The following is a 23,348-nucleotide window of genomic DNA, read 5'->3' on the forward strand; positions in this document are numbered from 1 at the left end:
TTAGGATTATTGTTTGATTAATTCTATTTCAAATAATTTTCCCCAATGTTTTCCTGTAACAAATAAACGATTGTTTTCAGAATCATATGCAATTCCGTTTAGTACATCATCTTGAGTCTCCAAAGTTTGATCTTTAGCAACAATATCTCTCAATCCATTTAAGTTAGCTACACCTTCAACGACACCTGTTTCTGGATTGATAATAACTATTGAGTTTTGTTGCCATTTATTAGCATAAACTTTACCATTTATAAGCTCAATTTCATTTAAATTATCAACGGGATATTTGTTTGTGTATACTTGAACACTTCTTTTTTCTTGCTGATTATTGGCATCTAAAAACCAAATTTTGTTACTTCCATCCGTTTTAATAAGCTCAGAACCGTTATGTGTTAATCCCCATCCTTGATTACTATTGGTATAATTAAAGCTGCCAAGTTGTTTAAATGTTTCAAAATCGTATATAAATCCTTTTCGAGCGTGCCATGTTAACCAATAAATTTTATTGTTAAAAATGGTCATTCCTTCACCAAAGTACTTTTCGTCCAAATCTATCTTTTGTAAAACTTTTCCAGTTTCTAATTCAACTTTTCGTAAAGTAGACTCACCGTTTCGACCCGTACTTTCATATAAATAACCGTTTTTATATTCTAGTCCTTGAGTATAGGCTCCTTTATCATGTGGGTAAATGTTTACAATTTTATAAGAATATACAGCAGGAGCCTCTTTTGCTAAAATCTCAATAGAGTTGTTTAATTTTTTTGATTTGTTAGGGTAAAAAGCCAATGCAGTAACAGCATGTTTTCCTACACCAAAATCGGCAGTATTAACAGTAACACTTGTTTCGTTAGTATTTACACGTTTGTTGTTTACATAAAGATGTACAGAATCTATCTGCTCCCCCTTCAATTGTTCAAACTTAATAGCGGCTTTTTCGCCTAGAGTGGTTTTTTTAGTAGTGTTTAATTTAAATTTGTAATTAGTTTCACTACAAGAAGTTATGAGTAAAGTAGTTAATCCTAATGATAAAAGTTTATAAAAACGCATATATAAAATGTTATTTTCTATAGTTTATAAAGATGTACTACAAATTAAAGCAAATTATTTGTTTGCAAATTAAAAAAAAGGGTTAAATTTGCACCCTCAAATAGCCATTGCAGGTTTTTGATATATGAAAGAACTATAAAGCTTTACCAACTTTATAATTTTTTCAACAAAAATAAAAGATTTTAAATTTACAAGAGATGAAAAAAGGTATACATCCAGAAAATTATAGAATGGTAGCGTTTAAAGACATGTCTAACGGAGATGTTTTTTTAACACGTTCAACTGCTAACACAAAAGAAACTTTAGAAGTAGAAGGAGTTGAGTATCCATTAATTAAATTAGAAATTTCAAGAACTTCACATCCTTTCTACACTGGTAAGTCTAAGTTAGTAGATACTGCAGGGCGTATTGATAAGTTCAAAAATAAGTACGCGAAATTCAAAAAATAATTTCAAGTATTCAAATATACAAGAAAGCTCTGGCTATATGTCAGAGCTTTTTTTATGCTAAAATTGTATTTTTGCAAAAAAAATAAAAAAAATGAGAGATACTATCTTATCTGTTGTTATTGTAATAAATATTTTATGTGGTGTGTTAGTTTATTTCATGCCAGATATGGGAAATTACATTTTACTAACAGTAGCTACAGCAGTTACTCTGTTAGCAATATATGATGCTTTTATTCAAAAAAAGCATTCATTAATGAGAGCTTTTCCAGTAATTGCTCGTTTACGTTGGGTATTTGAAGAAGAAAGAGAAAAAATTCAACAGTATTTTATTGAAGACGATTTAAACGGAAAGCCTATTAATCGTGAAAAAAGAAGTATTGTTTATCAGCGATCAAAAAAAGAAATTGAAACAGTACCTTTTGGTACTCAACATAATGTATATGCAAAGGGGTATGAGTTTGTGAAACATTCACTATTTCCTAAAGATCATCATCATATTAAAGGAGAAAGAGTACTTATTGGTTCAGATAAGTGTACACAAAAATATGACTCTTCTATAATCAATATTTCTGCAATGTCTTTTGGTTCATTGAGTAAAAATGCAATTATGGCATTGAACCAAGGTGCTAAAATGGGTGGTTTTGCTCATAACACAGGTGAAGGAGGAGTTTCTCCTTATCATTTACAAGGAGGAGATTTAATTTTTCAGGTAGGTACAGGGTATTTTGGAGCAGGGAAAAGTGTAAATGGTAAACGTGTTTTTGATGCTGAGGTTTTTAAGAAAAATGCTGTTAGAGAAGAGGTAAAGATGGTTGAAATAAAGCTTTCACAAGGAGCTAAACCAGGTCATGGTGGAATTCTTCCAGCAAAAAAGAACACGAAAGAAATTGCTGAAATTCGTTCTGTAGAGCCTTTTACACGAGTAGATTCACCACCGGCACACGATGCTTTTTCTAATTTTGACGAAATGGTTGCATTTATTCAACAGGTAAGAGAATTATCTGGAGGGAAACCCGTTGGAATTAAGTTTTGTGTTGGAGACAACGATGAAATCGAAGCGATGATTAAAGCTTTTGCTGATGCTAATAATTACCCTGATTATATAGCTGTTGATGGAGGAGAAGGAGGGACAGGTTCAGCACCTTTAGAGTTTTCAAACTACATTGGTACACCGTTATTAGAAGGACTATCTTTTGTAAATAAGATGTTGAAAAAATACGGACTAAAAGACCAAATAAAAATTATTGCAAGTGGTAAAGCTATTGATGCTTTTGATGTGATTAAATATCTAGCATTAGGAGCCGATGCAATTGGTATGGCTCGTAGCTTTATGTTAAGTTTAGGCTGTATTCAGGCACGCGAATGTAATTTAGATACTTGTCCTGTAGGTGTGGCGACACAAGAGAAGGACTTGGTAAAGGCTTTGGTAGTTAAGTACAAGAATATGCGTGTAAAGAATTACCATAATAAGACAATTAGTGCCATTAAAGAAATGGTTGCAGCTATGGGAAAAGATTCAATTAGACATGTAGAGGCAAAACACATTTTTAGAAGAAAAAGAACAGGAGAAATAACTTCGTTAGATAAAGTTTACTACACTAAAGAAAAGGTTTTAGTTAGTTAAATAAAGAAAACTAGTTAAAATTGGATACTAGAGTAAAAATAAATTCAAAAACATATCAATTACAGCGTTACCCCAATACTTCCGATAAAAGTTTACGAGCTTGGAGTAACGCTGAACTCTTAGTGTTAGATTATATAACCGATAAGTATATAGAGGGTTTACACCTTTTTAATGACCGTTTTGGAGTGTGGAATTGCGCTTTACAGCATAAAAAAGTTACGGCTGTTTGGACGTATGCTAGTCAGCAAAAAGCAATTCGTCAAAATTTAAAACTGAATAACATTTCTACGGAAGTCGATTTTAAAACTCCTTTAGACAACTTAGAGAGTGTTGATTTAGCATTGATTAAAATTCCAAAGTCATTAGAGTTGTTTGAGTTGTTTTTACAACAAATACATAAAGCTTCACATGAAAATACTGAAGTAGTTTGTGGGTTTATGACTAAATATTTTTCAGTTTCTTTTATAAAAGTTGCTGAACAATATTTTGAAGAGGTTACTCAATCAAAAGCATGGAAAAAAGCACGTTTGTTGATTTTAAAAGTACCTAAAAAAGAAGTCAAGCACAAGGATCTAATTAATACCATCCAGTGGAAAAGCAAAGTCTTACAGCAATATTACGGTGTGTTTTCTTCTGGAAGCATAGATATAGGAACGCAATTTTTCTTAGAAAATTTAGAAGTTAAAACAGAGGAGTTAAAAGTATTAGATGTAGCTTCTGGAAATGGAATTATAGCTTATGAAGTTACTGAGCAAAACCCACAAGCAGAAGTAACTTTGCTAGATGATTTTAACTTAGCTATAGAATCATCTAAAATTAACTTAGAAGAAAAAAAAGCAGAATTTTTATGTGATGATACTTTAGAGGGGGTAAAACAAAATTCTTTTGATTTAGTAGTATCGAACCCTCCTTTTCATTTTGAATATGAGAATAATATTGAAGTGGCACTAAACCTTTTTAAAGGAGTAGAAAATTGTTTGAAAAATAACGGAAGATTTTTGTTAGTTGCTAATTCACATTTGAATTATAGTACACACCTAATAAAGCTTTTTTCTTCGGTGAGTGTGTTAGAACAAAATAAAAAGTTTCAAATAATAGAATGTATAAAAAAACGCTAAGAATTTTCTTAGCGTTTCTTGTTTGATTTGTAAACTTTAATACTACCAATAATATGATAAACCGAACATTAAATCAGTTGAGTTTATATTAAAGTTGAAAGAACTCCAAGTTCTTTTTGATGGACTCCCGGACTTTTGTGTAGCATTATTGTATCCTAAAGTTCCTATGTTAGCCTCTAAAGCTAAATTTTTGTTTAAGAAATAAGTTATTCCTGGTCGAACACCAATAAAATACTCGTTTGTATGCCCTCCATTAGAATTTAAAACGTCATTTTTTTCATATTCTGAATAGCTATACCTAAATTCTCCTTGTAACGAAATAGTCAATTTCTTTCCAACAGGAAAATATTTTTTGATGTAAGGGAAAACTCTAAAATGATTAGTTGTGTTTACTTGATTATTTGTTGTGTTTCCTGACTCGCTTTCCGTGTATCCATACCCTAAGCCCAACCCTAGAATTAAGTTGTCGTTGAAAGTATAACCTATCTTAGGGGAGAAGTTAAAATTAAAATACTTAGAAGTATTAGGTGAATCTTCAAATTCGGAATTGGTGTGTCCTAAAGAAACATTCCCACCAACATACCACGTATCTTTTTCAATAGTTAATTTTTCATTTTCTTTTTTTTCTTGCCCATAAGCAAATGACAATGCAAGTAGCATTGTACTTAATAATAATTTCTTCATAATTAAATTTTCTTTTATAGCAATCAAAAGTACTTGTCTTAGATTAATAAAAGGTTAGCTTAATGAAAAATCATAGGAAAATTCCTCTTCAATAATTTGTTCTGTACAATTTTTTAAATCATTTACAAATTCATCAATTTGAGTTTTTGTTACGTTAGGCATACAAATAACATGAGAAATGTTCCCTTCAGTAGCTAACTGCCATTTATCTTTAATACTTTGTGGAGTTTTTGGTAATACAACAGTAATTGCATTAGGGTTTCTCCAAGCATTTACTCCAATTTTTTGTAATTCAGCTTCGCAGTATTCAGCTACAGCTAAACTATGCTGATAACGCTGTTGTAAACCTTCGACACCTAATTGCTTTAAAGCATACCACAAGAATAAAGGAGAATGTCCGTTACGAGAGCCTGTAATAGTAGTATCAAAAGAGCCGATGTACGAAATACCTTTAGCAATTCTATCTCTATTTGATCTTTTAGCCATTAATACACCAGTTGGGATTGGTGAACCAATAAATTTATGTCCACTAATAGATATACTGTCTGCACCATCCATAAAGTCAAAAGGAAGGCGAGGTTGCATGAACGGTCCATAAGAGCCAGCTAAAGCAGCATCACAATGAATATAATGGTCTTGGATAGCGAGGTTGCTTAAAATTCCTTTAATTCTACCTATATCGTCTTTTGCTTCTTTCATCGTTGTACCAAAAGTTGCCAATACAATTACTGGTTTATGACGGTTCATACGAACAGTGTTTTCAAAATCTTCATAATCCATCTCGCCATTTTCTTGCGATTTAATTACAATACTTGGGATATTTAATAAATGGATATTCTTACGTACACTATAATGAGTAGATTCAGAATAGTATACCATAGCTTTAGGAAATAATTCACGAGCAATGTATAAACCATACAGGTTACTCTCTGAACCACCGTTGGTAACATATCCCCAAAAGTCTTTCGGATTTGCTCTAAATAGTTTTGCAAAAAATGCAATAACCTCACGTTCCATTTCATGGGTTCGCACACGATAAGTGCCTTGTTCGAAAGGATCACCAAGGTTGTTAATTGGATATTGAAAAAAATTATTTAATTCTGAATAATCGAAATCTTTTGATACAGGATATCCTAAAAAAGTATCGCGAGCAGAAGCTAATTCTTCTTGTAATTTATCTAGTTTTTGTTGATTTTCTAATGATAATTTCCCTTCGTTAACCATAGTATTAAAATTTAAGCGGGCAAATGTAAACTAAGGAATGTTATTTATCAGGTATTAGTTTGATGTTTAGATTATTTTTCTAATTTATTTTTTTTAGTAGATAAATAATCTGGTTAGGGTTCTTTTTTAAGTTTAAAACGAGATATATTTTAAGAGTAATATTAAAGAAAATAAAAAGCTCATCTAATTTAGATGAGCTTTTAAACTTTATAATTTAAATTTGATTAGACCTTATTCTGCGGCTTTATCAACCACAACACGATTCTCACGATTCGCAACTTCCCAAGCTGTATGAAAAACCAAACGAGTTCTGTTCTCTAACATTTCATAATTGATTTTGTCAGGAGTGTCAGTTGGTCTGTGATAATCGGCATGTGTTCCATTAAAATAAAAAATAATAGGAATGTTGTGCTTAGCAAAATTATAGTGGTCAGAACGATAATAAAAACGATTAGGGTCGTTATCATCGTTGTATTTATAATCTAAATCGATGTTAGTATACTTTTTATTCATCGCTTCAGAAATGTTATGTAATTCAGTACTTAACTTATCAGAACCGATTAAGTATACATAATTTGGATTTCCTTTATGGCGGTCATCAACTCTACCAATCATATCAATGTTCAAGTTGGTAACAGTATTAGCCAATGGGAAAATTGGATTTTCAGTATAATATTTAGATCCTAATAAACCTTTTTCTTCAGCTGTAACGTGTAAAAATAAAATAGAACGTTTAGGGCCTTTACCAGCATCGGCAGCTTGTTTAAAAGCTTCAGCAATTTCTAAAATAGCTACAGTTCCTGATCCATCATCATCGGCACCATTGTATATTTCTCCATTTTTAACTCCCTCGTGATCTAAGTGAGCTGAAATAACTACTATTTCATCTGGTTTTTCCGTTCCTTTGATAAAAGCAACAACATTTTCAGAATCTTTTAAAGTCATTCCTCTACGGTTGTTACTTAAGTATTCAGAAGGTACTTCTTGAAAGTAATCATCACCACCTAAAGGAGAAGCTATTCCTTGACTAACATAAAAATCTTTTAAATACTTTACCGCTTTTTTTTGTCCAGGCTCCCCCGTGTTTCTTCCTTCAAATTCATCTGAAGCATAGATAAATAGATGTTTTCCTAAATCTTTTGCAGTAATAGTTTTGGCATATTTAGCTGCAAAATCAGTAGTATCATTATCAGTACTAGCTGTTTCTTTGCTAGAACCACATGCTACCAATGCAATTGCACTAGCCATAAAAAGTAATTTTTTCATCAATAGTTAAGGTTTGTTTAGTTCGATTAGTTTCAAAAGTAAGAAAATGTTACAATTGCTCAAATTTAATTTTTCTTGATAACGAATTGTTCTAATGTTTTGTTAAAACTTATTAATTCTTTTGGAAAAAGTTTTTCAAAAGCATTTTTACTAATTAAGTCTTGTGAAGTACCTGTATATAGTTGTTTTTCAGAAAGAAGTATGAATTCATCTGCAAGTTGAATGGCTAAATTCACTTCGTGGGTAGATATAATGATAGTTTTTCTTGTATTCTTTACGAGTTTTTTTAATAAAGAAAACACTTTGAATGTATGATGTATATCTAAATGAGCAGTAGGTTCATCTAAAATAATGATTTCAGTATCTTGAGCCAAAGCTCTAGCAATAAGTACTCGTTGTAGCTGACCATCGCTCAATTCATAAAATCGTTTATCTTTTAAATGGGAGATTTCTGTCTGTTCAATTGCCCAGAGAATTTTTTTTAGATGTTCTTGAGTTAGTTTGTCAATCCAGTTGGTGTAAGGTTGACGTCCTAGAGCAACGAGTTCAAAAACAGTTAGCTGACTTAGGGGTAAACGTTCAGTTAATACTAAGCTTAGGGTAGTAGATAATTCTTGACTGGTGTAGGTTGAAAGTTCTTTTTGATTGATTTTTATAATTCCGTTCAAAGGTTTTTGAACCTTAGAAATGGTACGGAGTAAGGTTGATTTTCCAATTCCATTTTTACCTAACAAAGCAACAAATTTTCCTTTTTCGATAGCTAAATCAATAGCTGAAGCAATAACTGTTTCTTGCTTTTTTGATTTGTATCCTATTGAAAGATTTTCTGTTTGTAAGACGATATGTTTTTGTTGTTGCTTGATGTTTGCTAGTTTAACTGTTTATAATCTTAGTTTTACACATATATTTTCTTCTTCCTAATTAATAGCCATATAACTACAGGTGCTCCAAATAATGATGTTATTGCGTTAATAGGTAAAGTGAATTCGCTTGTGGGTAACTGCGCTATACTGTCACAAATTAAAAGAATAATTGCTCCAATTAAAGCAACAGCGGGTAATAAAATTTTGTGGTTTGATGTAGAAAAAATCATTTTAGCGATGTGAGGAACAGCTAGTCCAACAAAAGCAATAGGACCTGAAAAAGCAGTAATTACTCCTGTAAGAATACTTGTGATTAGTAAAATGATATTTCTACTTTTTTTAATATTAATTCCTAAGCTTTTTGCATAGTTTTCGCCTAGTAAAAAGCTGTTTAGAGGTTTTATGACAGAGAATGTTCCAAGAACTCCTACAAGGTAAATAATTCCAAAAACAGAAAGTTCAGTCCAAGTTAGATTCCCCAAACTTCCAAAGCTCCAAAATAAATATTGTTGTATTTGTTCAGCTTCACTAAAAAAAGCTAATACGCTAATAACTGCTGATGTTAATGAGCCAAACATTAATCCAATAATTAAAATAGACATCGTATTACGAACTCTATTTGCAGCTATGATAACTGCTGATAATACTAAGAAAGATCCTGCACTTGCAGCAATGGCTAATGCCCAGTTAGAGTAAATAGCTACAAGAAAAAATCCTCCAAAAACACTAGAACCTAAAATGAGTAATGCTACACCAAGGCTTGCACCAGAAGATATTCCTAATACAAAAGGGCCTGCAAGTGGATTTCTGAATAATGTTTGCATTAATAAACCACTTATAGCTAATCCTGACCCAACTAGCATTGCTGTAATTGCTTTTGGCAAGCGGTAATTAATGATAATGGTTTCCCAACTATCTTTTACAACAGGGTTACCAAATAAGGAGTTGAAAATTTCTTTTAAAGGAATAGATACGGAACCTAAACTAATGTTTAGTAGTAGAAAAATAATCAGTAAAACTGATAAAAGTAAAAAGTGAACTGTGTATGTTTTTGATAAATTCAATTAGCTAATTGATTTTAAAAAAGCGACTAATTGTTGAATAGCTAATCCTCTATGACTTATTTTGTTTTTTTCTTCTGAAGTCATTTCTGCAAATGATTTATTGTATCCTTCAGGCTGAAAAATGGGATCATATCCAAAACCTTGTTCACCTTGCTTAGATGTTAAAATGGTTCCTTTACAAACTCCATCAAATAAAAATTGTTTTCCATCTAAATTTAAACAAATAGAAGTTCTAAATTGAGCATTTCTATCAGTTTTATTGTTTAACGCTGTTAATAGTTTTTGCATGTTGTTTTCTGCATTAGCAGGTTCACCAGCATAGCGAGCAGAATATACTCCTGGTTCTCCATTTAAAGTTTCTACCTCTAAACCTGTATCGTCGGCAAAACAATTATATCCAAACTTTTCAGTAATATAATTTGCTTTAATTTTGGCGTTTCCTTCTAAAGTAGTTGCGGTTTCTTCAATATCATCAAAGCAATCGATGTCCTTCAAAGAAAGTAACTCAATAGAGTTAGGTAACATTTTTTGTACTTCAGCAAGTTTGTTTAGATTGTTAGTAGCAAAAACTAGTTTCATGTGTTGAAAATTAACAAAAGCAAATGTATTCAATTTTTATCATCTTTGCTGGTGTTTTTATTTTTATAAAAAAGGCCTTCGTCTTGAAAGTCTTGTAAATAAAGAGGTGTTGTGTGAAGGTAGGGTTAAGGGTTATTAAGTGCCCTAAAAAGGGTTCAAGGCCTCTTTTATTCAAATAACAAAGAAACCGATATAACTTTTAAAAAGAAAAATTAAAAGGTTTATCGTAAAATTTTCTCAATTTTACGACCTTTAGCTAATTCATCTACAAGCTTGTCTAAATAACGAACTTGCTTCGTTAACGGAGTTTCGATTTCTTCTATTCGATAACCACAAATAACTCCTGTAATTAAATGAGCATTTAGATTTAAGTCGGCTTCTTTGAAGAAGGATTCAAAAGTTACTTTTTGATCAATTAATTTGTTTAATTTTTGATTGTTAAAACCAGTAAGCCATTCAATTACTTGGTGTAACTCCTCTTTTGTTCTTCCTTTTTTCTCAACTTTAGTAACATAATGAGGGTAAACAGAAGCAAAAGTCATGCTCGCTATTCTTTCGTCGTGTTTGGGTGTTGTTTTCATGACTTAGGTTAATGTGAAACGATTTTGAGTCCTACAATCGAAGTAATTAATGTTGTGATAAAAAATAATCGCCAAAATGTAGCGGGTTCTTTAAAAACTAAAATTCCAATTAGTACTGTTCCTACAGCACCAATTCCTGTCCAAACTGCATAGGCAGTTCCAATAGGTAGCTCTTGGGTTGCTTTTATGAGAAGCAACATACTGATAGATAAACAGATTAAAAAGCCAATATACCAATATGTGGCTTCTATTCCAGTAGTTTCTTTAGCTTTTCCAAGACAAGCTGCAAAAGCTACTTCAAATAAACCAGCTATAATTAACAAAATCCAATTCATTTGTAATTGCTTTTTAGATACTAAAATACAATAACTTTATTCAATTACAAGCTAAGGTGTGCTATCTTTTCACTTGTTTTATTTTGAAGTTAAAATATTACTGCTATTGAGCTGAGTTAAAGGTTTTACAAATCTTCTTTAATAATTATTCCTCCCCACTCGTTAGAATATACATATTTGTTGTTTTCAAGATTGGTACAATAGTTCTCAAAGAAAACCTTAAAAGAAGGTGCTATATACTCTCTTACACTATCGTCGTGCCACATTCTTATTATCTGTCCTTTAGTTCCATTTTCTGTAGGATCCATATCTATACATAGATGATTTCCAGAACCATCATAAGTAATTGGAATCCATTTAGGGTTCCACCAAAAGTCTTTAATTTCTTCATCGGGTTCAGCTTCACTATCTTCAAAATCTCCACCCTCATATAAATCATACCAAATTTTCCATTCATCAATTATTCTATTAGAAGAAAGTAGCTCTTCAGCATCTATTAAGCCTTCGGCATTTCTGTTTTGACCGTTGTGTATACTTAAAAAGGCTATAAAGTCTTCAGGTAGTTCTGTTTGTATGGTTTGTTGTAATTGTTTTATTTCTTCTGGTTGAATTGCAGGCTGAAGCTCTTCAGATAAATGAGGAGCATTAGAAGAAACCCAATTTTTAAAACGGTTCCATAAATTTTCTATTTCAATTTTTTGATTTTTCATTGTAATTATTTTTTGTAATGTAATATTAATGCTTACTAGACTTCTTGTAAAAAAATAGATAGAGCTTTTCACAGAACTATTTAAATTTTTAAGCTAAAGTACTATGTGTGGAAAATGCTTAAGGAAGTTTTTTCGCTAATTTTTCGTTAAAAAAGAGTAGAGAAGACTAAAATTGTACTCCTAACTTAAAGTTCAACACTCTTCCTGTCATATAGTTAGGAATACCGTATTGGTTTTTACTGTAAGCATCACGTACCCATGTATTGGTGTTGGAGTTACGGATGTCGAAAATGTTAAATAATTCTAAACCAGCGGTAAGTTCTTTAAAGTTACGTAAGAATCCAGTTTTATGTTGTTTGTTAGCATCAGCAAAAACATAAGAAATTCCTACATCGGCACGTTTATAATCGTTCAAACGATTTTGAAATTGATATACATCAGCGTAAGCAGGAGCACCGCCAGGTAACCCAGTGTTATAAACAAGGTTTAGATAAGCTTTTAAGTCAGGTAAGTTAGGCACATAATCTTGAAATAATACACCAAATTTTAAACGTTGATCAGTTGGTCGAGCAATATAACCTCTATTGTTAATATTTTCTTCGGTTTTTAAATAACCAAAGCTAACCCAACTGTCGTTACCAGGTACAAACTCTCCGTTTAAACGAACATCTAAACCATAAGCATAGGCATTAGTAACATTGTCTGCGCGATAACGAATACGGACATTATCAACAGAGTAAGCATTTACATCTGATAAATCTTTGTAATAAAGTTCAGTAACTAACTTAAAAGGGCGTTCCCATACGTTAAAACTATATTCATTCCCAGCAACTATGTGAATTGACTTTTGCGCTTTTACTTTGGGGTGTACTTGTCCGTCATAATCACGTAATTCTTTATAAAATGGAGGTTGTGAATACCATCCGCCAGATATTCTAAATAGCATATCGCTCTCCCAATCAGGTTTAATAGCAAATTGTACTCTAGGACTAAAGGTTGTTTGAGAAAAATTATTAGTAAAAGCTGTTTTTATAGACCAATAATGAGAACGAACTCCAATATTCATCCAAACTTGGTGGTCATTCCACATTGCTTTTCTACTGAATTGTAAGAAACTAGTAATACGGTTAATGTCTGTTTCATTTTCTGCTCTCACATTTCTGTAAGGCTCAATAGGACCTGTAAAAGGTTCGTATGGTTGATTATTTCCGGTGTGGTGTGGTGGACGAACAGAAAAGCCTAATGAATCTATTACTTCCCATTCACGAATACGGTCTTTAATATTTTCTTTTTGGTATTTAATACCAGCTTTCCATTCATTATTACCATCTTTTAAAGTAGCTTTTAGTTGAATATTGCTGATTAAAGCATCCAAGTCGTTACGAGCATGATTAATTTGCGAACCAATTCCTTGAGAAAATTCAACTTCACCAAAATTTTCAGAACCAATATTACTATTTACTTCACCTATGGCGTAAGCGGCAGCAATATCAAAATATTCTTCTTCTTGTGTATTAAAAGAAGAAATAGTACCAGTAAGTTTTAGATTGTCGTTAACTTGATAGTCAGCAGAGAGCGCTCCAAATAAGGTTTGAAAACGATCTTTTTCTTGCCCTTGATAAAAAACGATTAATTCTAGTGGATTTGTTAAGGTTCCAAATCGGGTTTTACGAGTTAGTGGTTTGTAATTATAGTTGTTAAGAGAGAAATTTCCTAAGAAATTTAATGTAAGTTTTCTGGTTGCTTGGTAGCTTAAAAATGATTGGACATCTGTAAATTGAGGTCTAAAGTTAACCTCGGTTTGTTTACTATTTACAAATAAGCTATTATCACGGTAACGAACACCAACAATTGCACTTAGTTTATTATTAGCAAAAGTATTTTCAATAGTAAAACTTCCTCCTAACAAACTCAAATCTAATTGTATGCCAAAGTTAGTTGGTTTTCGATAGGTAATGTCTAGTACAGAAGATAGTTTGTCTCCATATTTTGCTTGAAATCCACCTGCAGAGAAATTGATATTCTGAATCATATGCGGATTGGTAAAACTTAAGCCTTCTTGTTGACCAGAGCGGATTAAAAATGGACGATACACTTCAATTCCGTTAACATATACTAGGTTTTCATCAAAATTACCACCCCGAACATTGTATTGAGTGCTTAATTCGTTGTCGTTACTAACTCCAGGGAGCGTCATTAATATATTTTCAACACCAGCATTAGCACCAAGTATGTTTTTTACTTTTTTAGTTTTTATTTTGGTAATTCCTTGGGCTTCTTTTTGTTGGCTTTTAACGATAACTTCTTCTAATTTTTCACTCTTAATTTGTAAAGTAGGAGAGAAGTTAAAGTTTCTTTTTCCTCTAGAAGTGAATTTTTTCACCAAAGTTTTATAAGAAACATGTGTGAATGTAACAGTAACAGTTTTACGGATGGGAATTGTAAATTGATACATTCCATTAGCATCGGTAGTAGTTCCTTTAGATAAATAGGAAATCGCAACTCCTTCAATTGGTGTATTGAATTTATTGGTAATGATTCCTTTTACTGTAGCTGTTTTTTGTGCAAAAACGAGTGAAGGGAACAGTAATAAAAGAATAAATTTTTTCAAGCTTGTTTAGTTTACTTTCTGAAAAATGTTGCTGAAACTGTTTCAGTATTACCCACATTATCAGAGACTACAAGTTTAAAAATATGTTTACTACCAACCAACTTTTTATCATTAAAATCGTATGTAAGTATTCTTTTTTTATGGTTATACTCCATTAAAATCCATTCACCATCAATAGTAGCGCGGTAATTTTTTATTCCCGTTTCTTTATCCCCAATTTTAACTTTCAGTGTTTTATTTTTAGAAATCCACTGATTGTTACTAAAATTGTATAGCTGAATAGTTGGTTTTCCTGTGTCAAAACGTAAAGCATAACTACCTAAGAGTTTAGTGGTAGTATATACTTTGTCAATTTTTTTTCTTGTAGATGTGTATCTTGGATATTTAGGGTTTGTAACATTAGCGATATATACATGTTGTTTTTGATCTTCTGTTAAAAAAGAAGTCTCAAAAGTTAGTGTATAACGTTTGTCTAAAGGAATTGTAGGGTCGTGAATTTTTGCAGTACCATTTTCAACTTTAAAATCAATGAAACAATCTTTATAAAAAGTGTTTTTAGGAAAAGCAGCTGTTACATTTTTTTGATGAAATTTATTAAAGTTAGTTGCTATAATTTTATAGTTAGTAGTATCTTTTCCCTTAAATACTAAATTGCTTGCAGTTCCTCTAACTGGTATCCTTACTTTAGAAGTGTTATGTTTGAAGTCTTTGGCTATAATCTCAATATTGTAATTAGCTCCGTTTTCAATATATATTTTTCCGTTGTTTATTAAATCTTCATATAAGCTAAGTCTATTTGCGTTTACCTTGTGTGTTCTTTGTACTCTATCTCTATATTTTTTATAATGCTTATAGTCAATTAATAAGTTAATATATTTACTCTCTGCGAAAGAAAAGGTTTCAACATCATGATAATACACACGTTTACCATTTACTTTCATTTCTAAACTATAAATTCCATTTTTATTTAAAGCACCATTTAATCGGTCAAACACGCTAATACCAAAACCAATAGTGCCACTGGCAGTAATTTTTTCGGCAACATAATTACCTTCACCATTATTTTTAAATGAAATAACAGATTTTAATGCCGAATTATTAATTCTAGCATCATCACTTAATGGATAGGCTACTAATTTTTGAACAGTAGGAGTTTTATCGTCTTCAGCTGTTAAACCAAAATGCATTGGGTTAATAATATATTCTGTTTTAGTATCTCGAATTTCATAATGTAAGTGCGGACCTCCAGAACTACCAGTATCACCAGTATAACCAATAAGTTGCCCTTTTTTTACAGGGAATTTATCTGATTTAAGAAAAAGGTTTCCTGTACTATATTTTTCTTTTTTGTACTGAATACTTTTTACATACTGTTGAATGCTTGGTTCAAAACGTTTTAAATGTGCATATACAGTTGTATAACCGTTAGGGTGCGTTATATATAAAGCCTTTCCAAAACCATATTGCTGCACTTTTATACGAGAAACATATCCATTAGCAGGAGCGTAAATAGGAATACCTTCTTTACCTTGAGTTTTAATATCTATTCCAGAATGAAAGTGGTTACTTCGTAATTCTCCAAAAGTACCAGACAATACAATAGGAATTTTTAAAGGGTTTGAAAAATAGTTTCGCGGATACTTATTTTGAGCTTGTCCGCTAATAAAAAAGATAAATAGAATAAGAGAAAAATAAAATTTCAAAATGCAACAGTTTTAAAGCAAAACTAATAAAATTCTATTAAAGCTGTTAAAGATTTAAAATCAGTAATTTAGTAAAAAACACTAAAAGAGTTGCTAATTATAAGTTATATTAATAACTTTGTAAATATAGTTTTATTCTCTAAAATAAATGAGTAACCCTTTAAAAGCAGTTCATTTACTGGAAGATAGATTGAAGGACTTACTTTCGAACTACGAGTTTTTGAAAGAAGAAAATAGAGTTTTACTTCAAAATAACGGAGAGTTACAAGTTTTATTACAGGAAAAAGAGAGGCAATTAGAAGAACAGCAAAAACAATTTAATTTGCTGAAAGTTGCAAAAACTATTGAGGGCAGTAACGAAAGTACAAGAGAAACAAAACTCAAAATAAATACTTTAATTCGAGAGATTGATAAGTGCATCACCCTTTTGAATACATAATATAAGTTTTTTTGCATGGCAAAAATAAAAGTTAATGTGGTAATTGCTGGGAGAACATATCCATTAAGTGTAAATAGTACAGATGAAGAAGAAGGATTACGAAAAGCAGCAAAAAGTATTAACGAATTAATAGCCAAGTTTGAACAAAATTATGCGGTAGCAGATAAGCAAGATGTTTTAGCAATGAGTGCTTTACAGTTTGCATCAAAAGCAGAAATAGTATCGTTAAAAAATACTAAAGAAAAAGCCGAAGTATTGCAAAAGATAAATGAATTGACTAACTTGCTAGAAGATCATTTATTATAACGTTCTTTAAAATATATTATTTAATATACTGCCTACATTAGTACATTGTTTGTTAAACTCAACGTTATTCAATTATAAAGGATGAGTCGTGATTAGTAAAGCAAGCCGATTTTACCTCGGATCCTTGATCAATCAGTTAATCCTAAACTTGTTATTTTGGAGTTTTTAAAACCCTATTAATGTGGGCTTTTTTTATACAATCAAATCAAAATTATGGAGGGAATATTATTTCCTGTTTTAGCAGGAATTATAGGTGTAGCAGTAGGTTTTTTTATTGCTAAAATGTTAGAAAAATCTAATGCAAATAAATTAATACAAGAAACAAAAAAAGAGGCTAATAGCATTCTTAAAGAAGCTAAAGTAGAGGCTGAAGCAATAAAAAAAGATAAAATATTACAAGCCAAAGAGAAGTTTATAGAATTAAAATCAGAGCATGAAAAAGTAATTTTATCTAGAGAAAAGAAAGTTTCTGATGTAGAAAAAAGAATTAGAGATAAAGAGAGTCAAGTATCATCAGAACTAGATAAGAACAGAAAACTTAATAAACAATTAGAAAAAAAAGAAGCTGATTTTGATTATAAATTAGAGTTCTTAGAAAAAAAAGAATCTGAGCTAGAAAAAATGCACAAGCGTCATGTAGACATGCTTGAGCAAATTTCAGGTTTATCTGCAGATGAAGCTAAGACAGAATTAGTTGCATCATTAAAAGATGAGGCAAAATCTGATGCAATGTCTTTCATACAAGATACCATTGAAGAAGCTAAAATGACAGCGCAACAAGAAGCTCGTAAGGTGGTTTTAAACACTATACAAAGAGTAGGAGTAGAGCAAGCTGTAGAAAATTGTGTGTCGGTATTTAATTTAGAATCAGATGACGTTAAAGGTAGAATTATTGGTAGAGAAGGACGTAATATTCGAGCTTTAGAATCTGCAACTGGAGTTGAGATTATTGTAGATGATACGCCAGAGGCAATTATTTTATCGTGTTTCGATCCTGTTCGTCGTGAAATTGCTCGTTTATCAATGCATAAATTAGTTACAGACGGAAGAATTCACCCAGCAAGAATTGAAGAGATCGTAAAGAAAACCGAAAAACAAATCACTCAGGAGATTATTGAAGTTGGTAAACGTACTGTTATTGATTTAGGAATTCATGGTTTACACCCCGAATTGATTAAAACTGTAGGACGTATGAAGTATCGTTCTTCTTATGGTCAAAATTTATTACAACACTCACGTGAAGTAGCAAATCTTTGTGGTATTATGGCAGCTGAAATGGGATTAAATGCTAAAGCAGCTAAACGTGCAGGTTTATTACACGATATAGGTAAAGTACCTGAAACAGAAAGCGAATTACCACACGCATTATTAGGGATGCAATGGGCTGAAAAGTACGGAGAGAAGCCAGATGTATGTAATGCAATTGGAGCTCACCACGATGAAATTGAGATGAAGAGTTTAATAGCTCCTATTGTTCAAGTTTGTGATGCAATTTCAGGAGCAAGACCTGGTGCACGTCGTCAAGTATTAGATTCTTATATTCAACGTTTAAAAGATTTAGAAGATATTGCTTTTGGATTTAACGGAGTTCAAAAAGCTTATGCAATTCAAGCGGGGCGTGAATTAAGAGTTATGGTAGAAAGTGCTAAAGTTAACGATACTAAAGCTGCTGAATTATCATTTAATATTTCTCAAAAAATTCAGAATGATATGACGTATCCAGGACAGGTTAAAGTTACTGTAATTAGAGAAACAAGAGCAGTAAATGTAGCGAAGTAATTATTAAATTATAAAATATAAAAATCCCTCATCAATTTTGATGAGGGATTTTTGTTTAATCATGGTTTCTTCTTGATTTACCTCTTTGTTCAGGCTTTCCTTTTCTATATTTATTGTTGTCGTTTTTGTAAATTTTATGTTTACGTCTTTTTATAACTTTACTACGCTTGCCAATTTTTGCATTAGGTAATGCTCTGTAGTAATAAAAGTTTTTATCTTCTCTAAACTGACGATAGTTTCTTCTAAAGTCTTTTCTGTAAAAATATACATCGTCATAATCAAAAATATCTCCTATGTTTATGTCGATATTTACATCAACTCCATCATCGTAATAATAATGATCATTTCCATAATAGTGATGTCCTCCTGATTTTACATGTCCTCTAAACCTTGGCTTTCCCCATCTATCATATTGAATATGTAGATTTCCAACCTTAAATAAGTTTCCGAATTTGTATCTCATAAATACACTACCAATTCTTTTTACATTTCCCCTGGCATCGTAATTTATATATACGTTTCCAACACTTCTAACACGTCCTCTTCTATCTCGTTTTATACGTACACCATAGTCAGAATATCTATCGTAGTGAGTGTTAAAATCGAAATCTCCATTTAAAAACACATGAAATTGGATTCCTCTTTCTACAAAGGTAACCGCTTCATTATAACGGTATGTAACCCCAATTTTGCTAGTTGATTTTTCAATGTTGTCGGCATTTACAGTTGTTAATGACATCATTGCTAATAATAAAAGTATCCCTGTTCTCATAATTGCTAATTTTAGGGTTATGCTTACTCTATATGCTTTTCGGCTTCCGCAGTTGTTATGTAATTTTCCAAAGAACGTGCCAAAAAATATTTTAAAGCTTTTTAAAAGTAATAATATAAAGTGATTTTTTACTTTAAACTACTGATATTTAGTGTCTTTTTTAGGATTTAAAAAATAATTTATTTCTCCCCGTAAAAAGTTCTATATTTATACGACTTACTTGAAAACTTATACTTACGAATGATAGCAGCTATTGATAAAAATTTACAAAGAGGGATTAAATTATTAGAAGCAATTAGTGATGAACAATATAGTGATACATCTATTCCGCCTTATTATTCGAGCATAGGGGCCAATATGAGACATATTTTAGACGTTTTTAACTGCATTTTTAATGGGCTAAGTAAAAACTGTGTTGATTTTTCTGATAGAGAACGTAATCATTTAGCAGAGCAAAAAACAGCTTCAGGAATAGCATATTTTAATGAAGTTATAGAGCAATTATATTGTTTGAAGACAGAAGATTTTGATAAAATTATTTCTGTTACTGACGATTTAGGAACAGGGAAAGTAACAGCAAATTATACTTTAAGCAGTGCTTTAATCCAGGCACATAGTCATGCAATACATCACTTTGCTAGTATAGGTTTTATTATAAATCAATTAGGAATAGAGTTACCTGATGCAGATTTTGGGTATAATCCTACAACACCTAAGAAAATATTAATAAAGTAGTAATTAATAATTAATAATTTATCGGTTAATATACACCCAACCTTTTTTCATAACGTTTAACTTATTGGGTGAGTTACCTAGTTCTAAATAATAAAAATACGTAGCAGTAGGAAGTTTGCTTTCTTTGTTTAGTGTAGCTCTACCGTTAGAGGTTCCATCCCAATTATTCTTGTAATTTAAAGTTTCATAAACTAGGTTTCCCCAACGATTATAAATTGTTAATTTATTATGTGTATAGTTATTAACTTCATCAAAGACCAAGAAGTCATTAAGACTATCTCCATTTGGAGATATTAGAATGTTATTGTTATTACTTATTTCATTATTTAACAAAGAACCAATAGTTATTACTTCGTAATTATTAGGTGTAAATGCCGCCGATGTAATTGTTCCTTCAGACAAGTCTCCGGTAACTTGCATTACATTTAAGTTTACCCATTGATTTTCTGCTTTGCTCCAGCCAACAACTATTAATTGAGAAATTTGATTAGCTATTGATGTAATATCACTACGGTTATTCCATGTTAATGTAATTTGAGTTTCATTATTTCCATCTAAATCCCAAAACTCAATATTACTTACGTTTTCGATAATAGCTTGTTTTTGATCTGTTAAAAAAACTGAAGTAAATGTTGAAGGAAAATTTGGGTTTTCGTAAAAATAAGCTCCTTTGAACACATAATATTTATCATGGTTTGGCAAACTCATAGGACGCAACATACTTCCATCTCCAATTGGGAATGTAAAATTTGTAGTATTTTTATTTCCTTGTTCTACTAAGGCATAACCATTAATATGTCTAGAGTTATCTTCCCCGGCATAAAAATCATAGTCTAAAAATTGAAGAGAAATAGAGTTGTCAAATCTAGGTGTGACAATTTGCCCGTTTATAAAGTCTAATTGATTACGAATTTTTAAAGAGTTGTAAAGTTCTATATTTTGTAAAGCATCAACTTCTACATTAAAAAAACTAACACTATTAGTACCGGAAATCGTTCTTACTTCATTATCAGCATAGAAACCAGCAAAACCTGTGTAATTATCTAATGTACCATTATTTACTACATTAGTATGAAAACCTATTTTGGCGTCGTTATGTAATTGCACATTTCCAACATTGTAAAATGCATTTTGAGCAAGTAATGAACTAGAAAATAATATGAAAAATAGATTTTTCATTTAAACTATTTATATGCTGTGTATAATACAACAAGGTTTTCGGAGCTAGCATTATTAGTTCTATTTACATTAATAGTAAAACCATTTGTATTAAAAGAGGTCATGGAAGCTGTAATTTTACCGAGATCATTACCATTTTGATCACTATATCTTAAACCTATACAGTTTGAAGAAGATGCAAACCTTGAAATATCATTTATAGAATTACCACTACCTCCAATATAAATAACTTGTTGTGTTATTGTTCCAGAGTCATTTCTAGCAAAACCGTTCATTGTACCAAAAGAATTAGCAATGCTTCTGTTGTTATCACCTATATTATTGTCTAGATCTAAGTTAAAAGATTCAACATTTGCGTGAGCTACAAAAGTTATTTGAGAAGGTTGAAAAGGTAGTGTATTTATAGTAACATTTCCGTTTGTATTAATTATAAAAGCACCAGTATATACAGTTGGTCCTAAATATACACCACCATTGGCTCCAGTAGAAATTTGATTATTACTTTCAGAGGCAATCAATTTTTTCTTTTCAACAACACCGTTTGTATTGGTTGTTAGTATATCATTATTTGTAGTAACAGTAGATATATCTCTAATACGTACTTTACCATTTACATCTAAACGTTCAGAAGGGATAGTGGTATTTATACCAACATTTTGATTAGATTGAAGAATTCTAACTGCTTCAGTATTGTTTGTTCTTAAAGATAAATCTTGAGCATCAGTAGTTCCAATAAAATTATTTGTAGGATTTGTGGCTGAGTTACCAGTAACTTTCCAATTATTGTTAATATTATTTAGAATATTACTAATACTTACCCATCTAGTTCCATCACTCTGTACCTTTAATGTAGTATTATTGTTTATCGTAGATGTATCTGTGTTTGATTCGTTTCTGTAAGTAGAAGAATTAATGTTTCCACCAGATACATTTTTAATTATGTAGATTCTTCCTTTACAGGTATTTGCTGTAGGAAAGTTAATTGTAACGTTAGCTGTAACAACTACTGTATGATGGTCTTCATTAAGTGTAGTGTTAGAGTTAATTTGTTCAATAGATTTAGAGACAGATCCCTCAATTTGTAAAGTCGAATTAGCTATTAATTTAGGGTTTGTAACACCTCCGTTTGAAGGTGCATTTATATTGTCTGTTACAGAATATTGATTCTGATTAATATTAATACCAAAACGTGTTTTAGCATTCTCAGTAGCATTAGATCCTTGAACTCTAAAAAACTCTTTATAGAACTCTCCATTTCTATAGTCAAACCTTTTGAAAACAATAGGTTCGTTTCCATCATCGGCAATAACAAACTCTAAACGACCGTCATTAGTAGGACCAGCGGAACCTATTTCAAAAAAATCAGTACCTCCAGAACTACCTTTTAACCTAAAACTTCCATTAGAAGTTGTATAAAACATAGGTTTATAAAAGCTAGCACCGTCAGCTCTAAATTGTAATGCAGATACACCATCAGAACCATTTAAATATACTAACGATTGGTTTGGGTTGTTATAATCAGTTCTAGTTGGTTCGTTTAAGCCTAATGTTTGTCTTCTACCAAACTCTAGCATAGAAACGTTATTAGAACGGATTTGCATTTTAACATCATCAATCGTTCCTAAAAAATTTGTATTCGTAGTTCCAGTATTACCTGTAATTAGCCAGTTATTCAAAGCAGGATTATCTATCCAATCTACACCGGTGCCTGTAGAGGTTAATATTTGACCAGAAGTTCCAGCAGAATTATTAATATCTAATAAGCTACTGTTAAATTCAGTAGGACTTTGTAAAATAATATTACTTGGGGCTGTTAACTGCATTGTTGAAGAAGCAGATAGTTGCATAGGGCCTCCTGTGGTACTTATTTGGGTACTGTTAATACCATTTATTTGTATAGTGTTACTAAATAGTTGTAGATAGTTTAAGTTTTGTAAAGTTAAACCAAAGCTATTGGTGCCGTTTAAAGTACGGTTTGAAGTTAAATCACCGTTGGCAGTATAGATATTTTGAGAAGCAATAGTAGAGCTAATTAACTTCCAACCGTCTACAGTGTCATATATTTTTATTTGACTATTGGTTGTATCGAACCAAACATCATTTTCAACAGGGTTGGTTGGTGCGGTTGTAGAAGTAGTAACGTTATTATTATTTACTTTTTGAATAGTTCCTTTATTATCTATAACCCTAACTTCTTGTGCATTGGCACTAAAAGAAGATAGTGCCAATGCAAAAGCTAGTATAAATCTTTTTATATGTTTAATGTTTTCAAGCATTAAG

General features: G+C 31.3%; 22 protein-coding genes and 1 other RNA gene. 8 read left to right on the top strand and 15 right to left on the bottom strand.

From position 1 onward, the window contains the following. Positions 1–6: 6 nt before the first annotated feature. Positions 7–1,047, bottom strand: coding sequence for a glutaminyl-peptide cyclotransferase (locus tag AC3VJB_RS02145; RefSeq protein WP_437824252.1), 1,041 nt, complete (start codon positions 1,045–1,047; stop codon positions 7–9). 197 nt (positions 1,048–1,244) lie between these two features. Between AC3VJB_RS02145 and AC3VJB_RS02150 the strand changes: the two genes are divergently transcribed. The 3 genes from AC3VJB_RS02150 to AC3VJB_RS02160 all read left to right on the top strand — a co-directional run bounded on the left by AC3VJB_RS02150 (position 1,245) and on the right by AC3VJB_RS02160 (position 4,238). After that, entirely contained in the window at positions 1,245–1,496 is a 252-nt protein-coding gene (locus AC3VJB_RS02150; protein WP_047789607.1) for a type B 50S ribosomal protein L31, read from the top strand. A 91-nt stretch (positions 1,497–1,587) separates the two neighbouring features. Next, complete coding sequence (locus tag AC3VJB_RS02155; RefSeq protein ID WP_437824255.1) at positions 1,588–3,120, top strand: FMN-binding glutamate synthase family protein; 1,533 nt, start codon at positions 1,588–1,590, stop codon at positions 3,118–3,120. A 20-nt stretch (positions 3,121–3,140) separates the two neighbouring features. Continuing rightward, positions 3,141–4,238 carry a methyltransferase gene (locus AC3VJB_RS02160; protein WP_053056705.1) on the top strand — a complete coding sequence of 366 codons (1,098 nt, stop codon included), beginning with the start codon at positions 3,141–3,143 and terminating at the stop codon, positions 4,236–4,238. Positions 4,239–4,280: 42 nt separating this feature from the next. Here the strand turns inward: AC3VJB_RS02160 and AC3VJB_RS02165 are convergent, their stop codons facing one another. The 11 genes from AC3VJB_RS02165 to AC3VJB_RS02215 all read right to left on the bottom strand — a co-directional run bounded on the left by AC3VJB_RS02165 (position 4,281) and on the right by AC3VJB_RS02215 (position 15,858). After that, on the bottom strand, positions 4,281–4,922 hold the full coding sequence (locus AC3VJB_RS02165) for an outer membrane beta-barrel protein (protein ID WP_167714058.1): 642 nt from the start codon (positions 4,920–4,922) through the stop codon (positions 4,281–4,283). 54 nt (positions 4,923–4,976) lie between these two features. Beyond that, entirely contained in the window at positions 4,977–6,146 is a 1,170-nt protein-coding gene (locus tag AC3VJB_RS02170) for a histidine decarboxylase (RefSeq protein ID WP_437824257.1), read from the bottom strand. Positions 6,147–6,377: 231 nt separating this feature from the next. Further along, positions 6,378–7,412, bottom strand: coding sequence for a M28 family metallopeptidase (locus AC3VJB_RS02175; protein WP_437824259.1), 1,035 nt, complete (start codon positions 7,410–7,412; stop codon positions 6,378–6,380). 65 nt (positions 7,413–7,477) lie between these two features. Next, a complete protein-coding gene (locus tag AC3VJB_RS02180; protein WP_159490708.1) occupies positions 7,478–8,275 on the bottom strand; it encodes an ABC transporter ATP-binding protein in 798 nt (265 codons plus the stop codon). Positions 8,276–8,307: 32 nt separating this feature from the next. After that, complete coding sequence (locus AC3VJB_RS02185; protein ID WP_497666701.1) at positions 8,308–9,339, bottom strand: FecCD family ABC transporter permease; 1,032 nt, start codon at positions 9,337–9,339, stop codon at positions 8,308–8,310. Continuing rightward, positions 9,340–9,918: a non-canonical purine NTP diphosphatase gene (locus AC3VJB_RS02190; RefSeq protein ID WP_047789613.1), complete on the bottom strand. Its 579-nt coding sequence runs from the start codon at positions 9,916–9,918 to the stop codon at positions 9,340–9,342. A 221-nt stretch (positions 9,919–10,139) separates the two neighbouring features. Beyond that, entirely contained in the window at positions 10,140–10,499 is a 360-nt protein-coding gene (locus AC3VJB_RS02195) for a DUF2200 domain-containing protein (RefSeq protein ID WP_159490651.1), read from the bottom strand. Between the two features lie 8 nt (positions 10,500–10,507). Further along, complete coding sequence (locus tag AC3VJB_RS02200; RefSeq protein ID WP_159490652.1) at positions 10,508–10,834, bottom strand: DMT family transporter; 327 nt, start codon at positions 10,832–10,834, stop codon at positions 10,508–10,510. 125 nt (positions 10,835–10,959) lie between these two features. Further along, positions 10,960–11,544, bottom strand: a complete 585-nt coding sequence (locus AC3VJB_RS02205) for an SMI1/KNR4 family protein (RefSeq protein ID WP_159490654.1) — start codon at positions 11,542–11,544, stop codon at positions 10,960–10,962. A gap of 166 nt (positions 11,545–11,710) precedes the next feature. Next, on the bottom strand, positions 11,711–14,155 hold the full coding sequence (locus tag AC3VJB_RS02210) for a carboxypeptidase-like regulatory domain-containing protein (RefSeq protein ID WP_497666702.1): 2,445 nt from the start codon (positions 14,153–14,155) through the stop codon (positions 11,711–11,713). Positions 14,156–14,166: 11 nt separating this feature from the next. Next, positions 14,167–15,858 (bottom strand): M23 family metallopeptidase, encoded by a 1,692-nt coding sequence (locus AC3VJB_RS02215; RefSeq protein ID WP_231128421.1) that lies wholly within the window; start codon positions 15,856–15,858, stop codon positions 14,167–14,169. 148 nt (positions 15,859–16,006) lie between these two features. Between AC3VJB_RS02215 and AC3VJB_RS02220 the strand changes: the two genes are divergently transcribed. The 4 genes from AC3VJB_RS02220 to rny all read left to right on the top strand — a co-directional run bounded on the left by AC3VJB_RS02220 (position 16,007) and on the right by rny (position 18,382). Next, positions 16,007–16,297 carry a coiled-coil domain-containing protein gene (locus tag AC3VJB_RS02220; RefSeq protein ID WP_047789618.1) on the top strand — a complete coding sequence of 97 codons (291 nt, stop codon included), beginning with the start codon at positions 16,007–16,009 and terminating at the stop codon, positions 16,295–16,297. Positions 16,298–16,312: 15 nt separating this feature from the next. Next, complete coding sequence (locus AC3VJB_RS02225) at positions 16,313–16,603, top strand: cell division protein ZapA (RefSeq protein WP_047789619.1); 291 nt, start codon at positions 16,313–16,315, stop codon at positions 16,601–16,603. Between the two features lie 56 nt (positions 16,604–16,659). After that, positions 16,660–16,768: non-coding RNA, 6S RNA (gene ssrS / locus AC3VJB_RS02230), on the top strand. Positions 16,769–16,816: 48 nt separating this feature from the next. Then, entirely contained in the window at positions 16,817–18,382 is a 1,566-nt protein-coding gene (rny, locus tag AC3VJB_RS02235) for a ribonuclease Y (protein ID WP_047789620.1), read from the top strand. Positions 18,383–18,437: 55 nt separating this feature from the next. Here rny and AC3VJB_RS02240 read toward each other — a convergent pair whose 3' ends face one another. Next, positions 18,438–19,154, bottom strand: coding sequence for a hypothetical protein (locus tag AC3VJB_RS02240; RefSeq protein ID WP_167714056.1), 717 nt, complete (start codon positions 19,152–19,154; stop codon positions 18,438–18,440). A 240-nt stretch (positions 19,155–19,394) separates the two neighbouring features. On the opposite strand from AC3VJB_RS02240, the gene AC3VJB_RS02245 reads away from it, so the two are divergent. After that, complete coding sequence (locus AC3VJB_RS02245) at positions 19,395–19,889, top strand: DinB family protein (protein WP_167714055.1); 495 nt, start codon at positions 19,395–19,397, stop codon at positions 19,887–19,889. 18 nt (positions 19,890–19,907) lie between these two features. Here AC3VJB_RS02245 and AC3VJB_RS02250 read toward each other — a convergent pair whose 3' ends face one another. Both AC3VJB_RS02250 and AC3VJB_RS02255 read right to left on the bottom strand, forming a co-directional pair. Next, a complete protein-coding gene (locus tag AC3VJB_RS02250) occupies positions 19,908–21,068 on the bottom strand; it encodes a T9SS type B sorting domain-containing protein (RefSeq protein WP_167714054.1) in 1,161 nt (386 codons plus the stop codon). 5 nt (positions 21,069–21,073) lie between these two features. Further along, positions 21,074–23,344 (bottom strand): hypothetical protein, encoded by a 2,271-nt coding sequence (locus AC3VJB_RS02255; RefSeq protein WP_073183257.1) that lies wholly within the window; start codon positions 23,342–23,344, stop codon positions 21,074–21,076. Positions 23,345–23,348: the final 4 nt, after the last annotated feature.

The sequence above is a fragment of the Tenacibaculum sp. TB-53 genome (assembly GCF_059716285.2).

Bases quoted from the DNA above. Each gene is read 5' to 3' on its own strand.
- AC3VJB_RS02240 (WP_167714056.1), bottom strand. From the start codon at position 19,154: ATGAGAACAGGGATACTTTTATTATTAGCAATGATGTCATTAACAACT.
- AC3VJB_RS02250 (WP_167714054.1), bottom strand. From the start codon at position 21,068: ATGAAAAATCTATTTTTCATATTATTTTCTAGTTCATTACTTGCTCAA.
- AC3VJB_RS02200 (WP_159490652.1), bottom strand. From the start codon at position 10,834: ATGAATTGGATTTTGTTAATTATAGCTGGTTTATTTGAAGTAGCTTTT.
- AC3VJB_RS02165 (WP_167714058.1), bottom strand. From the start codon at position 4,922: ATGAAGAAATTATTATTAAGTACAATGCTACTTGCATTGTCATTTGCT.
- AC3VJB_RS02255 (WP_073183257.1), bottom strand. From the start codon at position 23,344: ATGCTTGAAAACATTAAACATATAAAAAGATTTATACTAGCTTTTGCA.
- AC3VJB_RS02155 (WP_437824255.1), top strand. From the start codon at position 1,588: ATGAGAGATACTATCTTATCTGTTGTTATTGTAATAAATATTTTATGT.
- AC3VJB_RS02145 (WP_437824252.1), bottom strand. From the start codon at position 1,047: ATGCGTTTTTATAAACTTTTATCATTAGGATTAACTACTTTACTCATA.
- AC3VJB_RS02170 (WP_437824257.1), bottom strand. From the start codon at position 6,146: ATGGTTAACGAAGGGAAATTATCATTAGAAAATCAACAAAAACTAGAT.
- rny (WP_047789620.1), top strand. From the start codon at position 16,817: ATGGAGGGAATATTATTTCCTGTTTTAGCAGGAATTATAGGTGTAGCA.
- AC3VJB_RS02150 (WP_047789607.1), top strand. From the start codon at position 1,245: ATGAAAAAAGGTATACATCCAGAAAATTATAGAATGGTAGCGTTTAAA.
- AC3VJB_RS02245 (WP_167714055.1), top strand. From the start codon at position 19,395: ATGATAGCAGCTATTGATAAAAATTTACAAAGAGGGATTAAATTATTA.
- AC3VJB_RS02195 (WP_159490651.1), bottom strand. From the start codon at position 10,499: ATGAAAACAACACCCAAACACGACGAAAGAATAGCGAGCATGACTTTT.
- AC3VJB_RS02205 (WP_159490654.1), bottom strand. From the start codon at position 11,544: ATGAAAAATCAAAAAATTGAAATAGAAAATTTATGGAACCGTTTTAAA.
- AC3VJB_RS02225 (WP_047789619.1), top strand. From the start codon at position 16,313: ATGGCAAAAATAAAAGTTAATGTGGTAATTGCTGGGAGAACATATCCA.
- AC3VJB_RS02190 (WP_047789613.1), bottom strand. From the start codon at position 9,918: ATGAAACTAGTTTTTGCTACTAACAATCTAAACAAACTTGCTGAAGTA.
- AC3VJB_RS02220 (WP_047789618.1), top strand. From the start codon at position 16,007: ATGAGTAACCCTTTAAAAGCAGTTCATTTACTGGAAGATAGATTGAAG.
- AC3VJB_RS02175 (WP_437824259.1), bottom strand. From the start codon at position 7,412: ATGAAAAAATTACTTTTTATGGCTAGTGCAATTGCATTGGTAGCATGT.